At 48.6% G+C, this 19,373-nt stretch carries 19 protein-coding genes; 16 read left to right on the forward strand and 3 right to left on the reverse strand.

All coding sequences use genetic code 11. The annotated features are described in order from the left end of the window. Positions 1 to 663 precede the first annotated feature (663 nt). On the forward strand, positions 664 to 948 hold the full coding sequence (locus AB1797_03375) for a type II toxin-antitoxin system HigB family toxin (protein MEW5766653.1): 285 nt from the start codon (positions 664 to 666) through the stop codon (positions 946 to 948). Between the two features lie 3 nt (positions 949 to 951). Beyond that, a complete protein-coding gene (locus AB1797_03380; protein MEW5766654.1) occupies positions 952 to 1,179 on the forward strand; it encodes a hypothetical protein in 228 nt (75 codons plus the stop codon). Between the two features lie 993 nt (positions 1,180 to 2,172). Here the strand turns inward: AB1797_03380 and AB1797_03385 are convergent. The 3 genes from AB1797_03385 to ligA all read right to left on the reverse strand — a co-directional run bounded on the left by AB1797_03385 (position 2,173) and on the right by ligA (position 8,283). Continuing rightward, a complete protein-coding gene (locus tag AB1797_03385; protein MEW5766655.1) occupies positions 2,173 to 3,189 on the reverse strand; it encodes an N-acetylneuraminate synthase family protein in 1,017 nt (338 codons plus the stop codon). A gap of 382 nt (positions 3,190 to 3,571) precedes the next feature. Next, positions 3,572 to 5,944, reverse strand: a complete 2,373-nt coding sequence (gene hypF, locus AB1797_03390; GenBank protein MEW5766656.1) for a carbamoyltransferase HypF — start codon at positions 5,942 to 5,944, stop codon at positions 3,572 to 3,574. Positions 5,945 to 6,252: 308 nt separating this feature from the next. Further along, positions 6,253 to 8,283 (reverse strand): NAD-dependent DNA ligase LigA, encoded by a 2,031-nt coding sequence (gene ligA / locus AB1797_03395; protein MEW5766657.1) that lies wholly within the window; start codon positions 8,281 to 8,283, stop codon positions 6,253 to 6,255. A 328-nt stretch (positions 8,284 to 8,611) separates the two neighbouring features. Here ligA and AB1797_03400 point away from each other — a divergent pair, with 328 nt between their 5' ends. The 14 genes from AB1797_03400 to AB1797_03465 all read left to right on the forward strand — a co-directional run bounded on the left by AB1797_03400 (position 8,612) and on the right by AB1797_03465 (position 19,369). Then, positions 8,612 to 8,974, forward strand: coding sequence for an NADH-quinone oxidoreductase subunit A (locus AB1797_03400; protein ID MEW5766658.1), 363 nt, complete (start codon positions 8,612 to 8,614; stop codon positions 8,972 to 8,974). Beyond that, complete coding sequence (nuoB, locus tag AB1797_03405) at positions 8,965 to 9,465, forward strand: NADH-quinone oxidoreductase subunit NuoB (protein MEW5766659.1); 501 nt, start codon at positions 8,965 to 8,967, stop codon at positions 9,463 to 9,465. Before AB1797_03400 ends, nuoB begins: the two co-directional genes overlap by 10 nt. A 215-nt stretch (positions 9,466 to 9,680) precedes the next feature. Continuing rightward, complete coding sequence (locus AB1797_03410; protein ID MEW5766660.1) at positions 9,681 to 10,058, forward strand: DUF5618 family protein; 378 nt, start codon at positions 9,681 to 9,683, stop codon at positions 10,056 to 10,058. 262 nt (positions 10,059 to 10,320) lie between these two features. Continuing rightward, complete coding sequence (locus tag AB1797_03415; GenBank protein MEW5766661.1) at positions 10,321 to 10,800, forward strand: NADH-quinone oxidoreductase subunit C; 480 nt, start codon at positions 10,321 to 10,323, stop codon at positions 10,798 to 10,800. A gap of 26 nt (positions 10,801 to 10,826) precedes the next feature. Further along, the gene (locus AB1797_03420; GenBank protein ID MEW5766662.1) at positions 10,827 to 10,952 is read left to right on the forward strand and encodes a hypothetical protein; all 126 of its coding nucleotides are present in this window, start codon (positions 10,827 to 10,829) and stop codon (positions 10,950 to 10,952) included. Continuing rightward, a complete protein-coding gene (gene nuoD / locus AB1797_03425; protein ID MEW5766663.1) occupies positions 10,949 to 12,121 on the forward strand; it encodes an NADH dehydrogenase (quinone) subunit D in 1,173 nt (390 codons plus the stop codon). The genes AB1797_03420 and nuoD overlap by 4 nt, the downstream gene beginning before the upstream one ends. A 14-nt stretch (positions 12,122 to 12,135) precedes the next feature. Beyond that, a complete protein-coding gene (locus AB1797_03430; protein ID MEW5766664.1) occupies positions 12,136 to 12,510 on the forward strand; it encodes a nucleotidyltransferase domain-containing protein in 375 nt (124 codons plus the stop codon). Further along, positions 12,477 to 12,896 (forward strand): HEPN domain-containing protein, encoded by a 420-nt coding sequence (locus AB1797_03435; GenBank protein ID MEW5766665.1) that lies wholly within the window; start codon positions 12,477 to 12,479, stop codon positions 12,894 to 12,896. The genes AB1797_03430 and AB1797_03435 overlap by 34 nt, the downstream gene beginning before the upstream one ends. Positions 12,897 to 12,898: 2 nt before the next feature. Beyond that, positions 12,899 to 13,408 (forward strand): NADH-quinone oxidoreductase subunit NuoE, encoded by a 510-nt coding sequence (gene nuoE, locus AB1797_03440; protein ID MEW5766666.1) that lies wholly within the window; start codon positions 12,899 to 12,901, stop codon positions 13,406 to 13,408. Further along, on the forward strand, positions 13,409 to 14,653 hold the full coding sequence (gene nuoF, locus AB1797_03445; protein MEW5766667.1) for an NADH-quinone oxidoreductase subunit NuoF: 1,245 nt from the start codon (positions 13,409 to 13,411) through the stop codon (positions 14,651 to 14,653). Further along, positions 14,653 to 17,193 carry an NADH-quinone oxidoreductase subunit NuoG gene (nuoG, locus tag AB1797_03450; GenBank protein MEW5766668.1) on the forward strand — a complete coding sequence of 847 codons (2,541 nt, stop codon included), beginning with the start codon at positions 14,653 to 14,655 and terminating at the stop codon, positions 17,191 to 17,193. The genes nuoF and nuoG overlap by 1 nt, the downstream gene beginning before the upstream one ends. A 97-nt stretch (positions 17,194 to 17,290) precedes the next feature. After that, positions 17,291 to 17,731, forward strand: coding sequence for an NADH-quinone oxidoreductase subunit I (locus AB1797_03455; protein MEW5766669.1), 441 nt, complete (start codon positions 17,291 to 17,293; stop codon positions 17,729 to 17,731). Positions 17,732 to 17,873: 142 nt separating this feature from the next. Beyond that, a complete protein-coding gene (nuoH, locus tag AB1797_03460) occupies positions 17,874 to 18,896 on the forward strand; it encodes an NADH-quinone oxidoreductase subunit NuoH (protein MEW5766670.1) in 1,023 nt (340 codons plus the stop codon). Beyond that, a complete protein-coding gene (locus AB1797_03465; protein ID MEW5766671.1) occupies positions 18,884 to 19,369 on the forward strand; it encodes an NADH-quinone oxidoreductase subunit J in 486 nt (161 codons plus the stop codon). Before nuoH ends, AB1797_03465 begins: the two co-directional genes overlap by 13 nt. Positions 19,370 to 19,373 lie beyond the last annotated feature (4 nt).

Below are 19,373 nucleotides of genomic sequence, written 5' to 3' on the forward strand. Positions count from 1 at the left end.
GCTTTAGTATTGATTTGCTCATTCTGCACGACTATTGAAAAAGTCGGCACATGCTGATTTTGACAGCGGGGAAGTTGTCTTCCCCAATCATATTGCTAATTTTTAAACAGCCTCTCTCAGATTATTCTTATTTTCCGTGTCTTCTGTGCTTCCGTGGTTCAAAACTACTTTCAGAAAAAATCTCGACCTGTATGGTTAGAAATTATAAACAATGGGTTGAAATCTTTCCTACGCCCTGTCAGGGCTTGACCTTATGGGATACCATTATTCCGTAGATTGAAATCTACGGCTAAATTCCTTTACGCCTTCGGCGTATAAATAGGATATATTAATAAAACCTGTTCCCTGATTTTCATCAGGGCAAGTTCTGACAGAACCTGCTCCTGACAGGCTCTGGAGTTCAGGAATCATTATTAAAGCCCGAAGGGCTGGAGTATGTTAGCCGTAGGTTTGAACCTACGGAACATTAGATGGGAAATTAATTAAGCCCTGCAGGGGCGAAGGAGAAAATACAGTAGTATAGACCTAACCATACAGGTCGAATCATTTCAGCCGTGCCGCAAGCGATGTGGCTGAATTTTATGTTAGACACAACGTGGAGCGTATTGGAGTGAAGAGTGAATCGAAATATCCACATTCCATAGAAATGAAAGGGAAAGGTCAATGCATATCATTACTCGAAAACGGTTGAATGAATTTGCAGAGAAACATCCTGATGCCAAGTCGGTTCTTCAACATTGGTATGGTTTGATGAAATCGGGGCGGTTTCGTTCGTTTCCAGAGTTGCGTGCAGTCTTTCAGGACGCTGACCAAGTAGGAAAATTGACCGTTTTCAATATTGGCCGCAAGGTGCGTCTAATTGCGGCCATCCATTACAATCGTCAGAAGGTTTATATTCGTGCTGTATTAACGCACGACGAGTATAATAAAGGCTTATGGAAGGAGTAAACCATGGTGACAGAAGTACAAACAGTGGAACGCGTCTGGCCAACACTATCACCAGTCGTATTTGCTCCGCATACGGAGAGTGAATATCAACGACTTGTAGCTTTACTGGATGCTTTGATTGATGTGGTAGGCGAGGATGAAAATCATCCCCTATCCTCGTTGATGGAAGTGATTGGTGTGCTGATTGAAAAGTATGAGGACGAACACGTTCCTGAATTGACTGAGATATAACCATTGATGCGACCTGAATATGATTTCACAAAAATGACTGATGGTATTCGACGTAAATATTACAAGACCTATCGTGATGGGCATGCGGTAAAGATCCACAAGACTGATGGAACAACTCTTGTGTAGTACTTCAACCTTGAAGATAGTGCAGTGATGATTGAACCAGAGATACGAGAGTATTTACCTGACTCGGAAGCTGTGAACAAGGCATTAAGTTGTTTAATTCCTCTATTATCCCAAAAGTGGGCAATAAAAGTAAAGCATGCTTTGATAATGAGGTTAAACGAGAAAAAGCTTAATCAATCGTTGCAGCGGACGGCGGAGGACTGTGCCGTGATTGAAAGTTTTGGGGACGGTTCAAAATCATCCATTTTCTTGTGAAACTTTAGGCGCGGTTAACCTTCCGCAGAAGTAGGGTGGACATTACCCACCAATCTGTTCGCCATCTACGCCTTTTTGGTGGGCGGTGCCCACCCTACCTCTCAGCCGCAAGCTTTCACAGTAAAGTGAACCATCCCAAGTTTTGCAATATCTCAAGGGGTAATCGTGCTTACAAAGTTTGGTGGTAATCCTCCCCGCCGCCACTAAACTCAGTCGTTAGAAAAGCAGAAACTTTTCAACCTGTATGGTTAGAAATTATAAACAATGGGTTGAAATCTTTCCTACGCCCTGTCAGGGCTTGACCTTAGGGGATACCATTATTCCGTAGATTGAAATCTACGGCTAAATTCCTTTACGCCTTCGGCGTATAAATAGGATATATTAATAAAACCTGTTCCCTGATTTTCATCAGGGCAAGTTCTGACAGAACCTGCTCCTGACAGACTCTGGAGTTCAGGAATCATTATTAAAGCCCGAAGGGCTGGAGTATGTTAGCCGTAGGTTTGAACCTACGGAACATTGGATGGGAAATTAATTAAGCCCCGCAGGGGCGAAGGAGAAAATACAGTAGGGGTTGGAAAGGACGCCGGCTACGAGCTGGCGACTACCAATCTATCCGAAATTTATAGGTGGTTCTAAGGCCTCCCAACTAATGGCTTCATTCCGCTTAATAGTTTGTTTCGCCCTTCTTCCGATAACTTCTTTCAGATATTGCGGCGCTAGGCCGGTTTCCGGTCTTAAGACAGCTATCATATCACCGGTTATCCTGACGCCCTCTTTAATGTCTACTTTTGCCTTTAGACCTCTTCTGGCCAGCTTACGAATAGGTTTTTCAGACGCCACCGCTTCTTTTACCGGCGACCCCAGCGCCTTTTCTACCATCCTGATATCTCTGATCATCCCTTGAAATTCACCTGGATCCAAAGAAAGGGCGTGATCTGGTCCCGGCAAAGCCTTGTCTAAGGTGAAGTGTTTTTCGATAACCGAAGCGCCTAAAGCCACCGCCACCAGGGGAGCAATGGTCCCTTCCGTATGATCGGAGAATCCGACAGGTGTCTTGAAAACCTCTTCCATAGCTCTCATTGCCCGCAGGTTTATATCCTCGATCGAAGCCGGATAATTAGAAACACAGTGAAGAAGAATAATTTCCTTATGCCCCACTGAAGCGATGGCCTCCTTTATTTCCTTTATATCGGCCGCCCCGGTCGAAATTATGATGGGCTTTCCTGTTTGGCCAACATATTCGATAAGAGGATGATTAGTCAAATCACCCGAGGCAATTTTATACACCGGGACATTTAGCTTTTCTAAGAGGTCTACCCCCCTCTCATCAAAGGGGGTGGAAAAGAAGATAATACCCGTCTCACCGGCTGTTTTTGATAATTCCTGGTATTGGGCCAGATTAAATTCCAGGGCCTGTAACCTTTTATAGCCGGAATCATCATCTGTCACTAATCCGCCGGCGAATATTGTCTGGAGTTTCACGGCATCAGCCCCGGACTGGGCGGCCTCCTTAATTAATCTTTTGGCCAGGTCTATATCCCCGTTATGATTCTGCCCTACCTCAGCCACCACAAAGGTAGGCTCATCTTTACCAATTAACTTATCAGCGATCTTTATCTTTTTCATTTCTACCCCTAACTACTCAGCTACAAAGCCACTAAGGCCCGAAAAGAAGAATATTAGTTTCAGCCACAGATTAACACAGATTGAACACGGATAAACATAAAATATATTTTATGTTCTTGAAATTAAAGAAGTTATGCTAAAGAAGAATGTCCATTAATTCTCACAAAAATCACAAAAACAAATTCTTGTAGAGAGTTAGTTCTTATCTGTGTCCATCCGTGTAAATCTGTGGCTTATAGAAAAAGAAAGACGATAGATTCGATTTCGTGCAAAACTTAGGTTTAAAAATTGATAAGTAAGCCCACTTCTTTTTTGTGGCTTTTGATTATTTTATCCGTGCTAATCCGTGTTAATCAGTGGCTGAATGGAGACCTTTCATCTCTCAATTTTCAACTTTCCACTTTGCGATTGCTGTCTGACCCAGGGCGATGCCGCCATCGTTGGGAGGAATGCGCTGGTGAAGGTAGACTCGGATGCCGGCTTCGCTTAAGCGGTGAAAAGCTCGCTCCAGGAGAAGGCGGTTCTGGAAACATCCCCCGCTCAAGGCGACTCGCTTCGCCCCCACAGCCAGGGCTACGGCAACCATTCCCTTTACCAGGCCGTTGTGAAACCGAGCGGCTATTACCCCTACCGAGACACCCTGACGCACATCGGTTAACAATTTCTCCAGCAGTGGTCCCCAGTCCAAAATTATCGGTTTTATGCCTCTGTCCTGGAGTTCCTTCGGCTGGGTGAAACCCGTGGGGATTGAAGATCGGTCATTTATCACCCACTCATTATTTATTGGCAGCGGATATGCCTCGGTCACTGTCTCGTCCACCACGTATTCCAGCATCATCGCTGCCTGGGCCTCGAAGGCGGCTTGTTGTCGCAGTCCTATCAGGGAGGCGGCGGTGTCAAAGAGACGTCCGCCGCTGGTGGTTACCGGACAGTTTACACCTCGTTCCAGCATCTGTCGCAGTAAGCGGCGTTCTTCAGGGGAAAAGGTCACTACGGGGGGTAGGTCTTTCCATTCCGTCGCCTCCTGGCCGAAGTGTTCCCACAACATGCCCAGCGCCGTCCGCCGGGGTTCCTTCACCGCCATCTCCCCGCCCGGTAGGCGGAAGGGACGCAGATGGGCTGCCCGAACAAAGCCGGAGGCATCCCCCCACAGGAACTCCCCGCCCCATACTGTCCCATCAGGACCGTAACCTGTCCCGTCCCAGGTTATCCCCAGAACCGGTCCTTCTACTTCGTTCTCAGCCAGGCAGGCAGCCAGATGCGCATGGTGGTGCTGGATAGAGATAAGTTCAATAGAAGAGGAATTAGCAAACTTCCTGGCCCATTGGGTGGAGAAATAATCAGGGTGCAGGTCATGGGCCACGGCTATAGGCTTTGCTTCATAGAGGCGTAGGAAGTCGGCAATGACTCGCTCGAAGGCGACGCAGGCCTCCGGCGTGTCCAGGTCACCGATGTGTTGACTCAAAAAGACTTGCCCCTCCACGCTCAGGGCGATGGTGTTCTTCAGATGCGCTCCCACCGCCAGAATAGGCGGACACTTGTCCTTCAGCCGCCTCGTCAGGCGTCTCTCATCCTTCGTCCTTCCTCCTTTGTCTTCAAACAGCACCGGCAAAGGAGCATATCCCCGCGCCCGCCGCAAAACAAGTTTCTGGTTCAACACCACTCGCACCACTGAGTCATCACAATGGCGGACAATGGGTCTGTTGTGAATCAGGAATAGATCGGCGATATGGCCTAACCGTTCCCAGGCCTCGTTCTCATCAATGCAGATCGGCTCGTCGGCCCGGTTACCGCTGGTAGCCACTACGGGAAAGTCCAATTCTTGCATCAAGAGGTCGTGAAGGGGGGTGTAGGGCAACATCACCCCCAGATAAGGATTGGCCGGCGCCACTGAGGGAACCACATTCGCTTCAGGCCGTCGGCGTAAGAGTACGATAGGTGATTCGGGTGAAATGAGCAACCGCTCCTCCAGAGGGGAGACGAAACAGTGCCTCTCGACTACATCCAGAGAGGGATATAGTAAAGCAAAGGGCTTTTCTTCTCGGTGTTTTCGCGCCCGCAGCCGCTGCACCGCCGTCTCGTTTCGGGCATCTACGATGAGGAGAAATCCACCTAACCCCTTCATCGCCAGGATATATCCCTCCCGCACTGCCTGGGCCGCTTCCCGAACGGCTTCGTCACTCTCGTGATTTCTCGCCCCGTCCCATAGGGTTATCCGGGGACCACAGACGGGACAGGCCACTGGTTGAGCGTGAAACCTGCGGTCCAGAGGGTCTTCGTATTCCCGGCGACAGTCGGGGCAGAGGGGGAAGTGAGCCATAGAGGTGTTGGGCCGGTCATAGGGCAATGCTCGAATGATGGTAAAGCGGGGACCGCAATGGGTGCAGTTGGTGAAGGGGTAGTGATAGCGGCGATCGTTAGTATCACCCACTTCGCGGCGGCACTTGGGGCAGGCAGCAATGTCGGGAAGGATAAGGACGGTTTTCTCGCCTGTTTCCTCGCTATGGCGTATGCCAAAATCAGTGTAGCCGACAGGCTCAAGGAAGGAGAACTCCAGGCTCTGGATGATAGACCGAGCGGGCTTTTCCTGTTCCAGACGCAAAAGGAACCCTTCCAGCACCGGACGTTCCCCCTCGACCTCGATAAACACCCCCCCAGATGAGTTGAGCACCCAACCTACAAGTCCCAGTTCTCTGGCTAACCTGTAGACAAATGGGCGGAATCCCACGCCTTGCACTGCCCCGTGAATAGTCACTTTTAAACGTTCCGCACTTTTCGTTTTTTACACCTCCGCTGAAGATATAGGAACGCTTTTTGCCAATACCGAGCAGACTATACTATCTCCAGGTATAGGCCACATAGACTACCCCAGCCTCACTTGTCCATTCAATCCTGGCCACCTTAGCGTAAATCTCCTTAAAGTGGTTGGGATGGTTTTTAATGGTAATGGTAAATCTCTAGAAATCACGCGGCGTATCTTCAGGAATAGCGAAAAATCTAGCCCCCCATAGAGGTCGTCTGTATACTTAATCTTGGTTATTCTACTGGCCACAAAATCAGCCGTCACCTCAGGATTATCCGCGACTTCAACCTTCCTTCGAATTCCTCTCCGGAGATGATAGTCACGCCCAACTGTTGGGCCTTAGTCAGTTTAGATCCCGGATTCTCTCCGGCCACCACGAAGTTAGTCCGCTTACTTACTGAAGAGACCGGTTTGCCCCCTAAACTGGCGATAATCTCCTCGGCTTCCTGTCGAGAGAGGGTGGGGAGGCTGCCTGTTAAGCAGAATGTTTTGTTCCGCCATTCCTCGAAGCCCACCCCCTCTCTTTTAACTCGACCCAGGCCGTAGCTCTTGAGCCGAGAGATTAATTCCTGATTTTTGGGTTCTCTAAAATAAGCCAGTATCCCTTCCGCCACCCTGGGGCCAATATCCCTTATTTCGATTAATTCCTCATAAGAGGCGGCGGCCAGGGCATCTAAGGAGTTGAATCGGTTGGCCAGGCTGCGGGCAGTCTGGGCTCCCACAAAGGGAATGCCCAGGGCATTTATTAACCGATCTACGGGTTGCTCCTTGGATTGTTCAATAGCCCTTAAAAGATTAGCCACAGACTTTTCCTGCCATCCTTCCAGGCCTAATATCTTTTCTTCTTTATCTTTAAGGGTATAAAGATCGGCTGCATCCTGCAGCAGATCTTCGCCCGTCAATTGCTCGATGAGTTTGATCCCTAATCCTTCTATGTCCATAGCCGGCCGGGAGACAAAGTAAGAGATTCGTCTAATCAGTTGAGCCGGACAGTCGGCCCCCAGACAGAAATTCCGGGCTTCACCTGGGGGACGATAGACCTCGGCCCCGCAGACAGGACAGGTCCTGGGAAAGTGAAATTCCACTTCTTCACCGGTCCGCTTTTCTTTTACGACTTTATTTACCTTGGGAATAACCTCGCCGCCCTTTTCGATTAGCACAAAATCACCGATTTTGACCTCCAATCGCTTTATTTCGTCTTCATTGTGGAGGGTGGCCCTGGAGATAGTTGAACCGGCTAATTTAACCGGCTCCAGGATGGCTACCGGCGTGAGGACCCCGGTTCGTCCCACCTGAACCGTGATATCCAGGAGCTTAGTCATGGCCTCACCGGTAGAAAATTTATAGGCAATAGCCCAGCGGGGGCTTCGGGCGGTAGCCCCTAATTGGCTCTGATTACCCAAGGAATTGACCTTGATGACCAGGCCGTCAACTTGGTAGCCCAGGTTCTTGTGTTTTTCTTCCCACTCACTACAGCAGGCCAGGACCTCAGTAATTCCCTGGCATAATTTTCGATGGGGGTTGACCGGCAGTCCGACTTGATCAAGCTTATTCAGGGTTTCGGCGTGAGTAGCGAAGACTCCCTCTGGATAATCACCCAGGGAGTGAATGAAGGCCTTAAGGGGGCGTTTGGCCACCAACCTGGGGTCTAAGAGCTTGAGTGAACCGGCCGTTGTATTGCGAGGGTTGGCAAAGATGGCTTCACCGGCCGCAGTTCGCGCCTGATTTATCTTTTCAAAGTCGGAGATACTCATATAGGCTTCTCCCCGAACTTCAAGCGGGCAAAGAGAAGGATCAATAGAAAGCGGGATAGCCCTGATCGTTTTCAGGTTGGCCGTAATATCATCACCGCTTATTCCATCCCCGCGGGTGGCCCCCTGGACCAAGCGACCATCTTCGTCGTAGATAAGGGAGATACCTACCCCATCGATCTTTAACTCCACCACATAGTCTATTTCTCCTTCCCGGCCCAACCCCCTTTTGACCCGGGCATCAAATTCCTTTACTTCTTCGGTAGAATAGGTATTATCCAGGCTGAGCATAGGCACCCGGTGAGTCACCGAGACAAACTCAGCCAGAGGTTCTCCCCCCACTCGTTGAGTAGGCGAATCTGGGACCACCAGCTCAGGATGCGCTTGCTCCAGTTCAATCAGTTCCTGCATCAACTGATCGTATTCGTAGTCAGAGATAACCGGAGCAGCTTCCACATAGTATTTACGATCGTGGTATTTAATTGTCTCCTGAAGCTCCTTAATTCTGGCCGCCGGGTCATTCTTAAGTTTCGAGTTCATTTTTAATCGGGGATGTAACTACCACACGGCGTAAGTTCCTCGCCGGTTTAGAGTCAGATAGGGGTCAAGGGTTCCAGGATTCACTGTGTTCCAGATGAAGGCTAAGTAATTTTAGTATAACATTGATCTTGGAAGGCTGTCAACAAAAAATAGCCATAGCTCGGAAAAAGTCTGTTGAGGAACCCTAATAACCGGTAAAGGAAAGATTTTTCTTGACAAATATGAGTGTTTATGTTACATTAGAACCTCATTTATTGTTGGGGCTATGTGACTTTGGGATGACCGACCACCTGGTTACCCCGATTTATTGAGAAGATTCTAAGGAGTGATGTTTATGCCTGTAGGCTACGGATATGTGGTTCTTTTTATGGCCGCAGGAATCTTTATGGTGCTGGGGGCCTTCATTGCCAACTGGCTTCTGGCCCCATCTAAGCCGACCCAAAGAAAATCTTCTACCTATGAGTGCGGGGTTATTCCGGCCGGAGATGGCTGGATTCAATATAATGTTCGCTATTACCTTTTCGCCCTCATCTTCCTCATCTTTGATGTGGAGACGGTCTTCCTTATTCCCTGGGCAGTAGTATTCAGAGACTTAGGGCTTTTCGCCTTTGTGGAGATGTTTATTTTCGTCTTCATCCTGCTGGTAGGGCTGGCTTATGCCTGGCGGAAAGGAGTGCTGCGATGGGTTTAATAACAGATAATGTATTGCCAACTATATATCGGCTGCCTGGTGGGCGGATTATTACCACTACAGCCGATTTTGTTATTAATTGGGGCAGGCGTTCCTCTGTTTGGCCGATGACTTTTGGTCTGGCTTGTTGCGCCATTGAAATGATGTGCACCGGCGCCTCAAGGTATGACCTGGATCGATTTGGGATGGGGGTCTTTCGTCCCTCTCCCCGACAGGCTGACTTGATGATTGTGGCCGGAACTCTGACTTACAAGATGGCCTCTGTTTTGAAGATGCTTTACGACCAGATGCCGGAGCCTAAATGGGTTCTGGCCATGGGCAGTTGTGCCAATTCGGGAGGTATTTTTAACACCTATAGTGTTGTCCAGGGAGTGGATCAGATTGTCCCCGTAGATGTCTATGTTCCGGGCTGTCCACCCCGACCTGAGGCCCTGATGTATGGCTTGATGAAACTTCAGGATAGGATCAAGAAGGATTCGGTGATTAAATAATGGCGGGTTGCGGATTGGAAAGGTAAGGGATGGTTCACCTTACTGTGAAAGCTTGCGGCTAAATTAGAAACCCGTTTTTTCCGAAAAAACGGGTTTCTGATCTCGTGTAACCCGAGTAGGTTGCCCCGAATTATTGAGGAAGATAGGAAAGGACCCGCAAGGTTTCACAAGAAAAATGGAGGATTTGAACCGTCCCAAAGGTAACTATATTTACAATGCCGAAAGAAGCGATTAGATATCTACAGAACGCCAAAGAAATACTGAAGGGTATCCCTATTGAGGAGAACACCTACACGGATATAAAGCCAGTAAGGGAAGCTTTTGGGACTGCCTATCTTGCAGTGTTGGAAGTAATTAACGAGGCTCTAATAAAAAGAGGACTTACCAAAAAAGAGCTGCCAAAGTCAGTGGATGCATACAGAACGGCGATAAAAAAGCGCCTGGTAGTTCATGATGGAAAGCTTCTGAGGGAGTTTGAGAAACTTTACGATGCCTTACACATAGCCGGATATTATAGAGGCTTAATATATGATGTGAATATGGTAAAAGATGCTGTTAAAGCTACCAGGGCGTTTATTGATAAGGTGAAGTAGGGCGCAGGCAGAAACAGTTTCGGTTTCGGGTCTGGGAAAGGGCGAAATTCCGGGATGGTTCATCTTACTGTGAAAGCTTGCGGCTAAATTAGAAACCCGTTTTTCCGAAAAAACGGGTTTCTGATCTCGTGTAACCCGAGTAGGTTGCCCCGAATTATTGAGGAAGATACGAAGGACCCGCAAGGTTTCACAAGAAAAATGGAGGATTTGAACCGTCCCGAAATTTCTAACTCGAAACTTGGTAGATAACAAGGTGGCAAAAATGACCAGAGAAGAATTGACCGAAACCCTTAAAAAGGAGTGGGGAGATAAGATCTCAATCGAGGAGAGAATTGACCTGACCATCAGGACAGGCAAGGAATATCTTCTCGAAATATGCCAGGCCCTTTATAATGATCCCCGGTGGGATTTTTCCTATCTGGCCGATCTGGCTGGCGTGGATTATCCGGAAAGGGACCAGCGCCTTGAGGTGGTCTATCATCTTTACTCTATGGCTAAAAACCATCGGCTTTGCCTTAAGGTTTCTGTGGCGGAAGATGAGGCGGTCTCCTCAGTGGCTTCCATTTGGAAAGGGGCGTCGGCTATGGAAAGAGAGGCCTACGATCTTTTGGGTATTCAATTTGAAAATCACCTCGACCTGCGACGGATTTATCTGCCGCCGGACTGGCAAGGGCACCCCTTGAGAAAGGATTACCCCTTAAAAGGGAAAGGTGATTACTCGATAGAGGGGAAAAATATATAACGTAACCGTTCGTCATATGATGCTCGATGCTCGATGCTCGATACTCGATGCTCGATCCTCGATGCTCGATCCTCGATGCTCGATGCTCGATGCTGGTAAAGGATCCAGTATCCAGGATCGAGCATCCAGGATCGAGATGGTCAAAGCGATGACTGAGAAACGAGAGATGATTCTTAATTTTGGCCCCCAGCATCCCAGCACCCACGGGGTCCTGAGGTTGCTCCTGGAATTGGATGGTGAGGTAATTAAGGATTGCGATATTCAAATCGGATATCTTCACCGGGGCATTGAAAAGCTGGCCGAGCACAGGCGATATAATCAGATTATCCCTTTAACCGACCGTCTGGACTATATCTCGGCCGGAAGCAATAACCTGGCTTACTGTTTGGCCGTTGAGAAGCTTTTAGGGATTGAGGTCCCCCGAAGGGCCAACTTCATCCGGGTTATCATTGCTGAACTGACCAGGATGTCAAGCCATCTGCTGGGAGTGGGCACTCATGTCCTTGATATGGGAGCCTTTACCCCTATGTTGTATGCCTTCAGGGAAAGAGAAATGATCATGGATCTCTTTGATGCATACTGTGGGGCGAGATTAACCCTGAATTGCTTCCGGATTGGGGGAGTAATGGCGGATCTGCCTGAGGGGTTTATTGAAAAGGCCAAAAAATTTACCGATATCTTTCCGGCTAAGGTAGACGAGTATGAAACCTTGTTGACCAAGAATCGTATCTGGATGGAGCGAACTCAAGGGGTAGGGGTTATCCCGGCCAATGAGGCGATAAACTGGGGGCTATCCGGCCCTGTGCTCAGGGGTTCAGGCGTAAAATGGGATATTCGAAAGGCAGAGCCTTATTGTGTTTATGATGAGATGGATTTCGATATAGTCACCCAAGAAGCCGGTGATGTCTATGCCCGCTATTTGGTGCGGTTGGGAGAGATGAGGCAAAGTTGCCGCATTGTCAGGCAGGCCATTGAGCAGATACCCCAAGGCAGGATTATGGTCGATGACCCCAGATATGTCCTGCCCCCAAGGGAGCGTTTGGATACCAGTATCGAGTCCTTAATCCATCAATTTCATCTTGTTATCGATGGATTCGCTCCTCCCCCAGGTGATGTTTACGCCAGTATCGAGGCCCCTAAAGGTGAGCTAGGCCTCTACATTATTTCGGATGGTTCTGGTCAACCCTACCGGCTTCGAATAAGACCCCCCTCTTTTCTCAACCTGCAATTTCTGAAAGAGATGATCAAAGGGCAGATGGTGGCTGATATAGTGGCGGCTATTGGCAGTCTTGATATTGTCCTGGGTGAGGTAGATAAATAGGAAGGAAGTTTAATGTGAACCGACCAAGGCTAAATAAGACCGAAGAAAAAGCCCTATCTGAATTTAGGGAGCGGCTGCTAAGGGAATTTGCTTCACGAATAGTGTTAATTAAACTTTATGGCTCTCGGGCAAGAGGAGAGCGACATTGGTATTCAGATGTAGATGTCCTGGTTGTAGTAAAGAGGTTGACTAAAAAATTCAAAGGAAAGGTGCTTGATATTGAGTGTGAGATAGATGAAAAATATGGTTATAAATCACATATCTCATCTACAGAAATGTCGTTAGCTGAATATAAATGGATGCTTAGAAGAGACTGGCCTTTTATTGTTAATGTTGAAGAGGATGGAATAGAGTTGTGGAGGCATCCCGAGATAGAAATAAATCCTTAAACGGAAGAGATTACCTTAAATCAGCGAGACAGAAATTAAAGAGTGCTAAAGTCTTGCTTGATACAGGTAATTATGGTGACTCTATCTCTAGGTCTTACTATGCATTTTTAGATGCGGCTACAGCTGTTTTGATCATAAAGGATTTATTGCCTAAATCCCATACCGGCGCAATCGATCTATTCAGTCTTCATTTTATAAAGACTGATTTAGTCGAGACAAAATATATTAAGTGGTTTAGGCGAATAAAAAAAGATAGAGAAGATGCAGACTATAAACACAGAAAAGAATTTACTAAAGAGGATACCGAAGAAACTTATTGCGAAGTAGAGGCGTTTGTAAAGATGATTGAGGAGCTATTCCCTAAGCTCCTTAAAGGAAGGGATTGATTATGTCCGAGGGATGTCAATGTAAAGAGGGAAAATTACCGGCAGATGAGATCGCATCTGAAGAGTGGAAGAAGATCGAGGCAGTGATCGAGGCCCACCGGGAAAGCGGCCAGGCTGATCTGTTGCCTGTTTTACATGAGGTTCAACAAATTTGTGGATATTTACCGGCCCCGGTTGTTAGACGGATAGCGGCTGGTCTGGGAGTTTCTCCCAGTAATGTCTATGGGGTGGTGAGTTTCTACACCCTCTATTACACTAAGTCTCATGGTAAAAAATGCCTGAAGGTCTGTGACAGTATCACTTGTTACGAGAGGGGGGCCAAGGAACTGGTGGCTGAATTGGGGAAAAAACTGGGCATAAAACCGGGAGAAACAACGAAAGATGGACAATTTACCCTGGAGACGGTTTCGTGTCTTGGGGCATGTGACAAGGCCACAGTAGCCATGGTTGATGACCGGACTTATTATAATTTGACCCCGGAAGATGTTTCAAGGTTATTGGAGGAAGCATAGTTGGAGGAGAGGATTCTCTTGGCCAATTGTGGGGTAATAGACCCCGAAGATATAGAGAGCTACCAAAAAGCAGGGGGTTATAATGCCTTAAAGAAGGTTTTATCTGCTAAGACGCCGGAGGGGGTTATTGCTGAAATCGAGACCTCCGGGCTTCGAGGTCGGGGCGGAGCAGCCTTCCCCACCGGCCTTAAATGGAAATTTACCCGGCAGGCTAAGGGAGATGAGAAATACATCGTCTGTAATGCCGACGAAGGCGAGCCAGGGACATTTAAGGACCGCATGCTGCTGGAGGCTGATCCCCACCACGTTTTAGAGGGGCTGATCATCGCTGGTTTTGCCACGGGTGCTAAGAATGGCTATATCTTTATCCGGGGTGAATATGGGCTATCCATCTCCAGGGTAGAAAAGGCCATCAAGCAGGCCAGGGAAAAGGGGTTTTTGGGGGAAGATATCCTCGGCTCGGGCTTCTCTTTCAATGCCCACCTCAGGGTCGGAGCTGGGGCCTATATCTGCGGTGAAGAGACGGCCCTTTTTGCCGCCATAGAAGGGAAAAGAGGCATACCGAGGCTAAAGCCCCCCTTTCCGCCTACCGCTGGACTGTGGCAAAAACCAACGGCCATAAATAACGTGGAAACCCTGGCTAATATCCCCCTTATCATCGACCGGGGCGCCGAATGGTATGCCGGCTTAGGCACAGAAAGCTCGAAAGGGATAAAGATCTTCTGCCTAAGCGGGGCAGTCAAGTCTCCGGGATTGTATGAGGCCCCTTTTGGGGTTACGCTGCGACATCTTATTTATGAGAAGGCCGGCGGGATGAAAGAAGATAAGCCCCTGAAGGCCATCCTCTGTGGAGGGGCGGCCAGCGGCTTTTTGTCTTCGGAACATCTGGACACCCCGCTGGATTATCAATCTCTGCCACCCCTTGGTTCCGGAGTAGGTTCAGGCGCAATAGCCGTCTTTGCCGAAGGGGCCGATATAGTGGATCTGGTGCGGCAGAATGCCGGATTCTTCCTGCACGAGTCCTGTGGGGCATGCATCCCATGTCGTATTGGCAGTAAACAGATATATGACATCTTAAGTCGATTAATGAAGGGAGAAGGCAGAGAGGCGGACATCGATCTATTGGTCGATCTGGCCGAGACAATGAAGGTCTCCTCACGCTGCGGTCTGGGCATGGCCTCACCTACTCCGCTCTTGACGGCCATCAGGTATTTCCGAGCAGATTTTCTGGCCAAGGTTAACTAATGATTACCTTAACTATTGACGAACAAAAAGTTGAAGTTAAAAAAGGAGCAACCATCCTGCAAGCGGCAGAGAAGATGGGGATTAGAATCCCCACCCTCTGTCACGACCGCCGGCTTCTGCCTATGGGCGCCTGCCGAATCTGTCTGGTGGAGGTAGAAAAACCGAGGCCAGGCTTCGTTCCCGCCTGCGCTACTTCGGCTGATGAAGGTATGGTAATTAAGACCACTACTGACCGGGTTAGAAAAATCCGCCAGACCATGCTGGAGCTTCTCTTGATAAATCACCCCCTGGATTGTCCGGTTTGTGATAAGGCCGGTGAGTGCCGGTTGCAGGATTTGACTTACGAGTATGGCGTGAGTGAGAATCGTTTTACCGGAGCCAAGGCCAATTTAGGAGTGGATGTAGTCAGCCCTTTGATCGAAAGGAATCTCAACCGATGTATCCTGTGCGGTAAATGTGTCCGTATCTGTGATGAATTGATGGATGTAGGTGAGACCAGTTTTATTGGACGGGGATATGAAGTCAGGATCGGAACCGATTTTGATCGGCCGCTTGACTGTGAGTTCTGTGGTCAGTGTCTCGACATCTGTCCGGTGGGGGCGCTCACTTCCAGGCTTTTTAAACATCGGGGCAGGGTGTGGGAGCTTAAAAATGTGGCCACTACATGTGCCTATTGTGGGGCAGGTTGTTCTTTCACCTTAGGCGTAAAGCGGGGCCGGGTGCTCAGAGCCAGGGGCGCTGATTCTGAATCGGTTAATGATGAAAACCTCTGTGTCAGGGGACACTTTGGGTGGGGATATATTCACCATCCTGAAAGGCTGGCTACGCCTCTTATGAAGAGGGAAGGACGACTGGTAGAGGTTAGCTGGCGGGAAGCCTTGCATGAAGCTGTAAGAAGATTTAGACAGATCAAGGAAAAGATAGGTCCGGATGCCCTGGCCGGCATAGGTTCAGCTCGACTAACCAATGAAGATATCTATCTTTTTCAGCGTTTTATCCGGGCCGGATTGGGCACAAATAATATCGACCATGCCGGCGGTTACGGGCATACCGGACTCTCGACTTTGAAAGATTCCCTGGGGTGTCTGGGAAGAGTAGAAACCTTACAAAATTCGGATTGTATCTTATTGCTGCGCTCTGACCTTTCCGAAACCCATCCCGTGGTTGGGATAAAGGTCAATCTGGCCGTCAAAGGAGGCAGGGCCTCTTTGATAGTGGCTAATCCTTACCCCATAAAGTTCAGTCGGCATGCCAAGCACACCCTTTTTTATCAGCCAGGCAGCGAAATCGCCCTCCTAAACGGCATGATACGGGTGATGATAGAAGAAAATCTAATTAATAGAGGGTTTGTAGATACCAGGACCTTGGGGTTTGAAGCCTTAGGCAAGGTGGTGGCCGCCTACACGCTGGATAAGGTGAAGGAGATGACAGGAATAGAACCGGCGGCGGTCATTGAGGCTGCCAGGACTTATGCCCGGGCCGAAAGGCCGACCATAGTTATTTCGGCCGGATATGCCCCACTGGGAGAAGATGACAGGTTGGTTCAGGCCGCCATTAATCTGGCCTTGATAACCGGTAACCCTGAAGGGATAGCCTATCTGGTGGAGCGCAATAATTCGGCTGGGGCCCTTTGGATGGGGGCAGTGCCATTTTGGCTGCCAGGGTATCAAGGCTTGGGAAATAGAGGCGAGTTTGAAGAGGTTTGGGGAGCGCCCTTGCCAGCCAAAGAAGGCCTAGGCGCGGTAGACATACTTAGTAAGTCTACGGCCGTCAAAGGCCTTTATTTGATTGGCGAGAATCCGTTAGCTGCCTGCCCTGATCCGGTCCGCACCAAACAAGCCCTGGAGAAACTGGATTTCTTGGTAGTTCAGGACTTGTTCCTAACGGAAGTGGCGGCTATGGCTGATATTGTCTTCCCGGCCGCAGGTTTTGCGGAAAAAGAAGGCACCTATACCAATACGGAGGGCAGGGTTCAAGAGATTAAACCGGCTTTAACCCCGCCTGGAGAAGCCAGACCGGACTTGGATATTATCTGTGAGCTTTCAAACTTGATGGGACATGAAATGAATTACTCGTCCGCGGCTGAGGTAAGAGGGGAGATAAAGAGACTGGTGCCTGATTTTGGACAGGCTAAGACCTTTGAAGGAAAAGGAAGATTAGTTGGGCTTGAGCCTAAGGATATAGTCGAAGAAATTAATGAAGATTACCCCCTGATATTGATGGATGGGGGTCTCCATTTCCATTCCGGTTCCCTTTCGAGATATTCTTCTGCCCTGGCTGAGGTCTCACCTGGGGCCAGGGTGGAGATAAGTTCTGTTGATGCTAAATCTTATGAGGTAGAGGCTGGAAGCCAGGTTAAGGTAAAGTCAAGGCATGGAGAAACCCTTCTTCAGGCAGCCGTGAATGAGCGCCTGCCTCAGGGAAGAGTCCTTATACGCCGTCATCCGGAAAGTGGGCTGATGAATCTTCTCCCCTGGCCTGAATTTAAGGAGGGGAGATATGAGGGGAAGATATGCACCGTCAAGGTGGTGAAGGCGTGATGATTATGCCGGAAATGGTCTCTTCAGAGGGATAATATTAGCTTCGGGTTTCGAGGAATCAAGGAAGATAAAGCTTGAGTAGGAGAAGTAAGCTGTTATGTTTTTAGTCACTGACATATACTATCTTTGCCGAGGGCTGGTCCAAACCTTTTATCATCTCTTTAAACCGTCGGTCACCCTTCAATACCCGGCCAGGCGATGGGAGATGCCTGAAAGGTGGCGGGGAGTAACCAGGTTGGTAGTGGATGAAACCACGGGGAAAGGGAAGTGCGTGGGTTGTTATCTCTGTGCCCGGATGTGTCCGTCGCAGGCCATAGAGATCAACACCCTGGAAGGTCCGGATCACGAAAAGGAAGTAGAGAGTTTTGAGGTGGATATCTCTCGTTGTATCTTTTGTGGACTCTGTGCCGAAGCCTGTCCTAAAGGGGCCATTATGCTTTCTACCGATTATGAATTGGCGGTATATGATCGAAGCGGGATGATCTACGAGCAGGAAGTCCTTCAGCAGGGGCCGGTGATAAAGAGGTATACTAAATAACAATGTAATTATTCAGCCACTGATTGACACGGATTAGCACGGATAAAATAAAAAATCAGTGTTTCATCCGTGTAAATCTGTGGCTGAATAGTTACATTAATAATTATTAACGATGTCTTACTTATACCAGACAGATAAATTAATGAAGCTCATTTATGACACCCTGGCCGGGTTCTGTGAGCAATATGGCCTCCCTTTATTTTACCTGGATATTTTGTTGATGCTGATGGTGGTGGGGATAATAATGGGTTTTGTTTCGATAAGCGTGCTGGGTATGGTCTGGCTGGAACGGAAAGTGAGCGCCCATATGCAGGACCGGCTTGGCCCTATGCGGGTCGGCCCGCATGGCGTTTTGCAGACCATAGCGGATGCGGTCAAGCTTCTTTTTAAGGAAAGAATTACTCCCCATAAGGCGGATAAAGTGGTTTATATCCTGGCGCCGGTAGTAATTTTTGCCTCAGCTATGGCCGCTTACGTAGTCATACCGTGGAGTCCGGGGATGATTATTGCCGACCTCAATATTGGGTGGCTTTACCTTTTAGCCATAGGGGGCGTGGCGGTTATCGGCATCCTCATGGCGGGGTGGGGTTCGAACAACAAGTATTCCCTGTTAGGTGGGTTCAGGTCCGGGGCTCAGATCATCAGCTATGAGGTAGCGGCTACCCTGTCCTGTCTGGGAGTGATTATGCTTACCGGTTCCCTGAGTATGGTTGACATTGTTAATGCTCAAAAGGAACTGGGATGGCCCTTTATAGTTTATCAGACGGTGGCCTTTTTTGTTTATCTTATGGCGGCTACGGCTGAGGTCAATCGAGCGCCTTTTGATCTGCCGGAGGCAGAGTCCGAACTCATTGCCGGTTTTCATACCGAATACTCTGCCATGGGTTTTTCCATGTTTTTTCTGGCTGAATATGCCAATATGTTTATCGTATCAGCCATAGCAACTACTCTCTTTCTGGGTGGTTGGTTAGGCCCGGTCCTGCCACCTATTGTCTGGTTTTTGATCAAGACCTTTGGGCTTGTTTTTGTCCTGATGTGGTTCAGGTGGACCTACCCCAGGATAAGGGTAGATCAGTTGATGGTTTTTGGCTGGAAATTCCTTATCCCAGTGGCCTTCATTAATCTTTTAATCACAGGGGTGGGAATGTTATTATGGTGGAACTAATTTCTTTTTACATCCTGGCCGTCATAGCGGTGATTTCGGCTTTATTAGTAGTTACCTTAAAGAACCTGGTCCATGCGGTCCTTTCTTTGGCCCTCTTCTTTTTCTGTGTAGCCGGGTTTTACGTGCTTTTAAATGCTGAATTCCTAGCGGCGGTGCAGGTTTTTGTCTATGTAGGGGGGATCACGGTTCTTTTCCTCTTCCTGATTATGCTCACCTTCAAGGTAGCGGATAAGCGGCTCAGGCAGGTGAATGAACAGTGGACCATCTCCTTGATAATAGTTGTTCTCTTTGGCTGGCTTTTAATCACCGGTCTTTCTGAAACTAATTGGGTGGTAACAGAAGGAGGTGCACCAGAAAAGGCTATCCCGGCTATTGGGAAACTACTTCTGACCACTTATGTCTTCCCCTTTGAGGTTGTTTCTGTTGTCCTACTGGCTGCCTTGATTGGGGCGATGGTGATAGCCAGAAAGTAACGAC

The sequence above is a fragment of the bacterium genome (assembly GCA_040753085.1).
In the GTDB taxonomy this organism is placed as follows: domain Bacteria; phylum UBA9089; class JASEGY01; order JASEGY01; family JASEGY01; genus JASEGY01.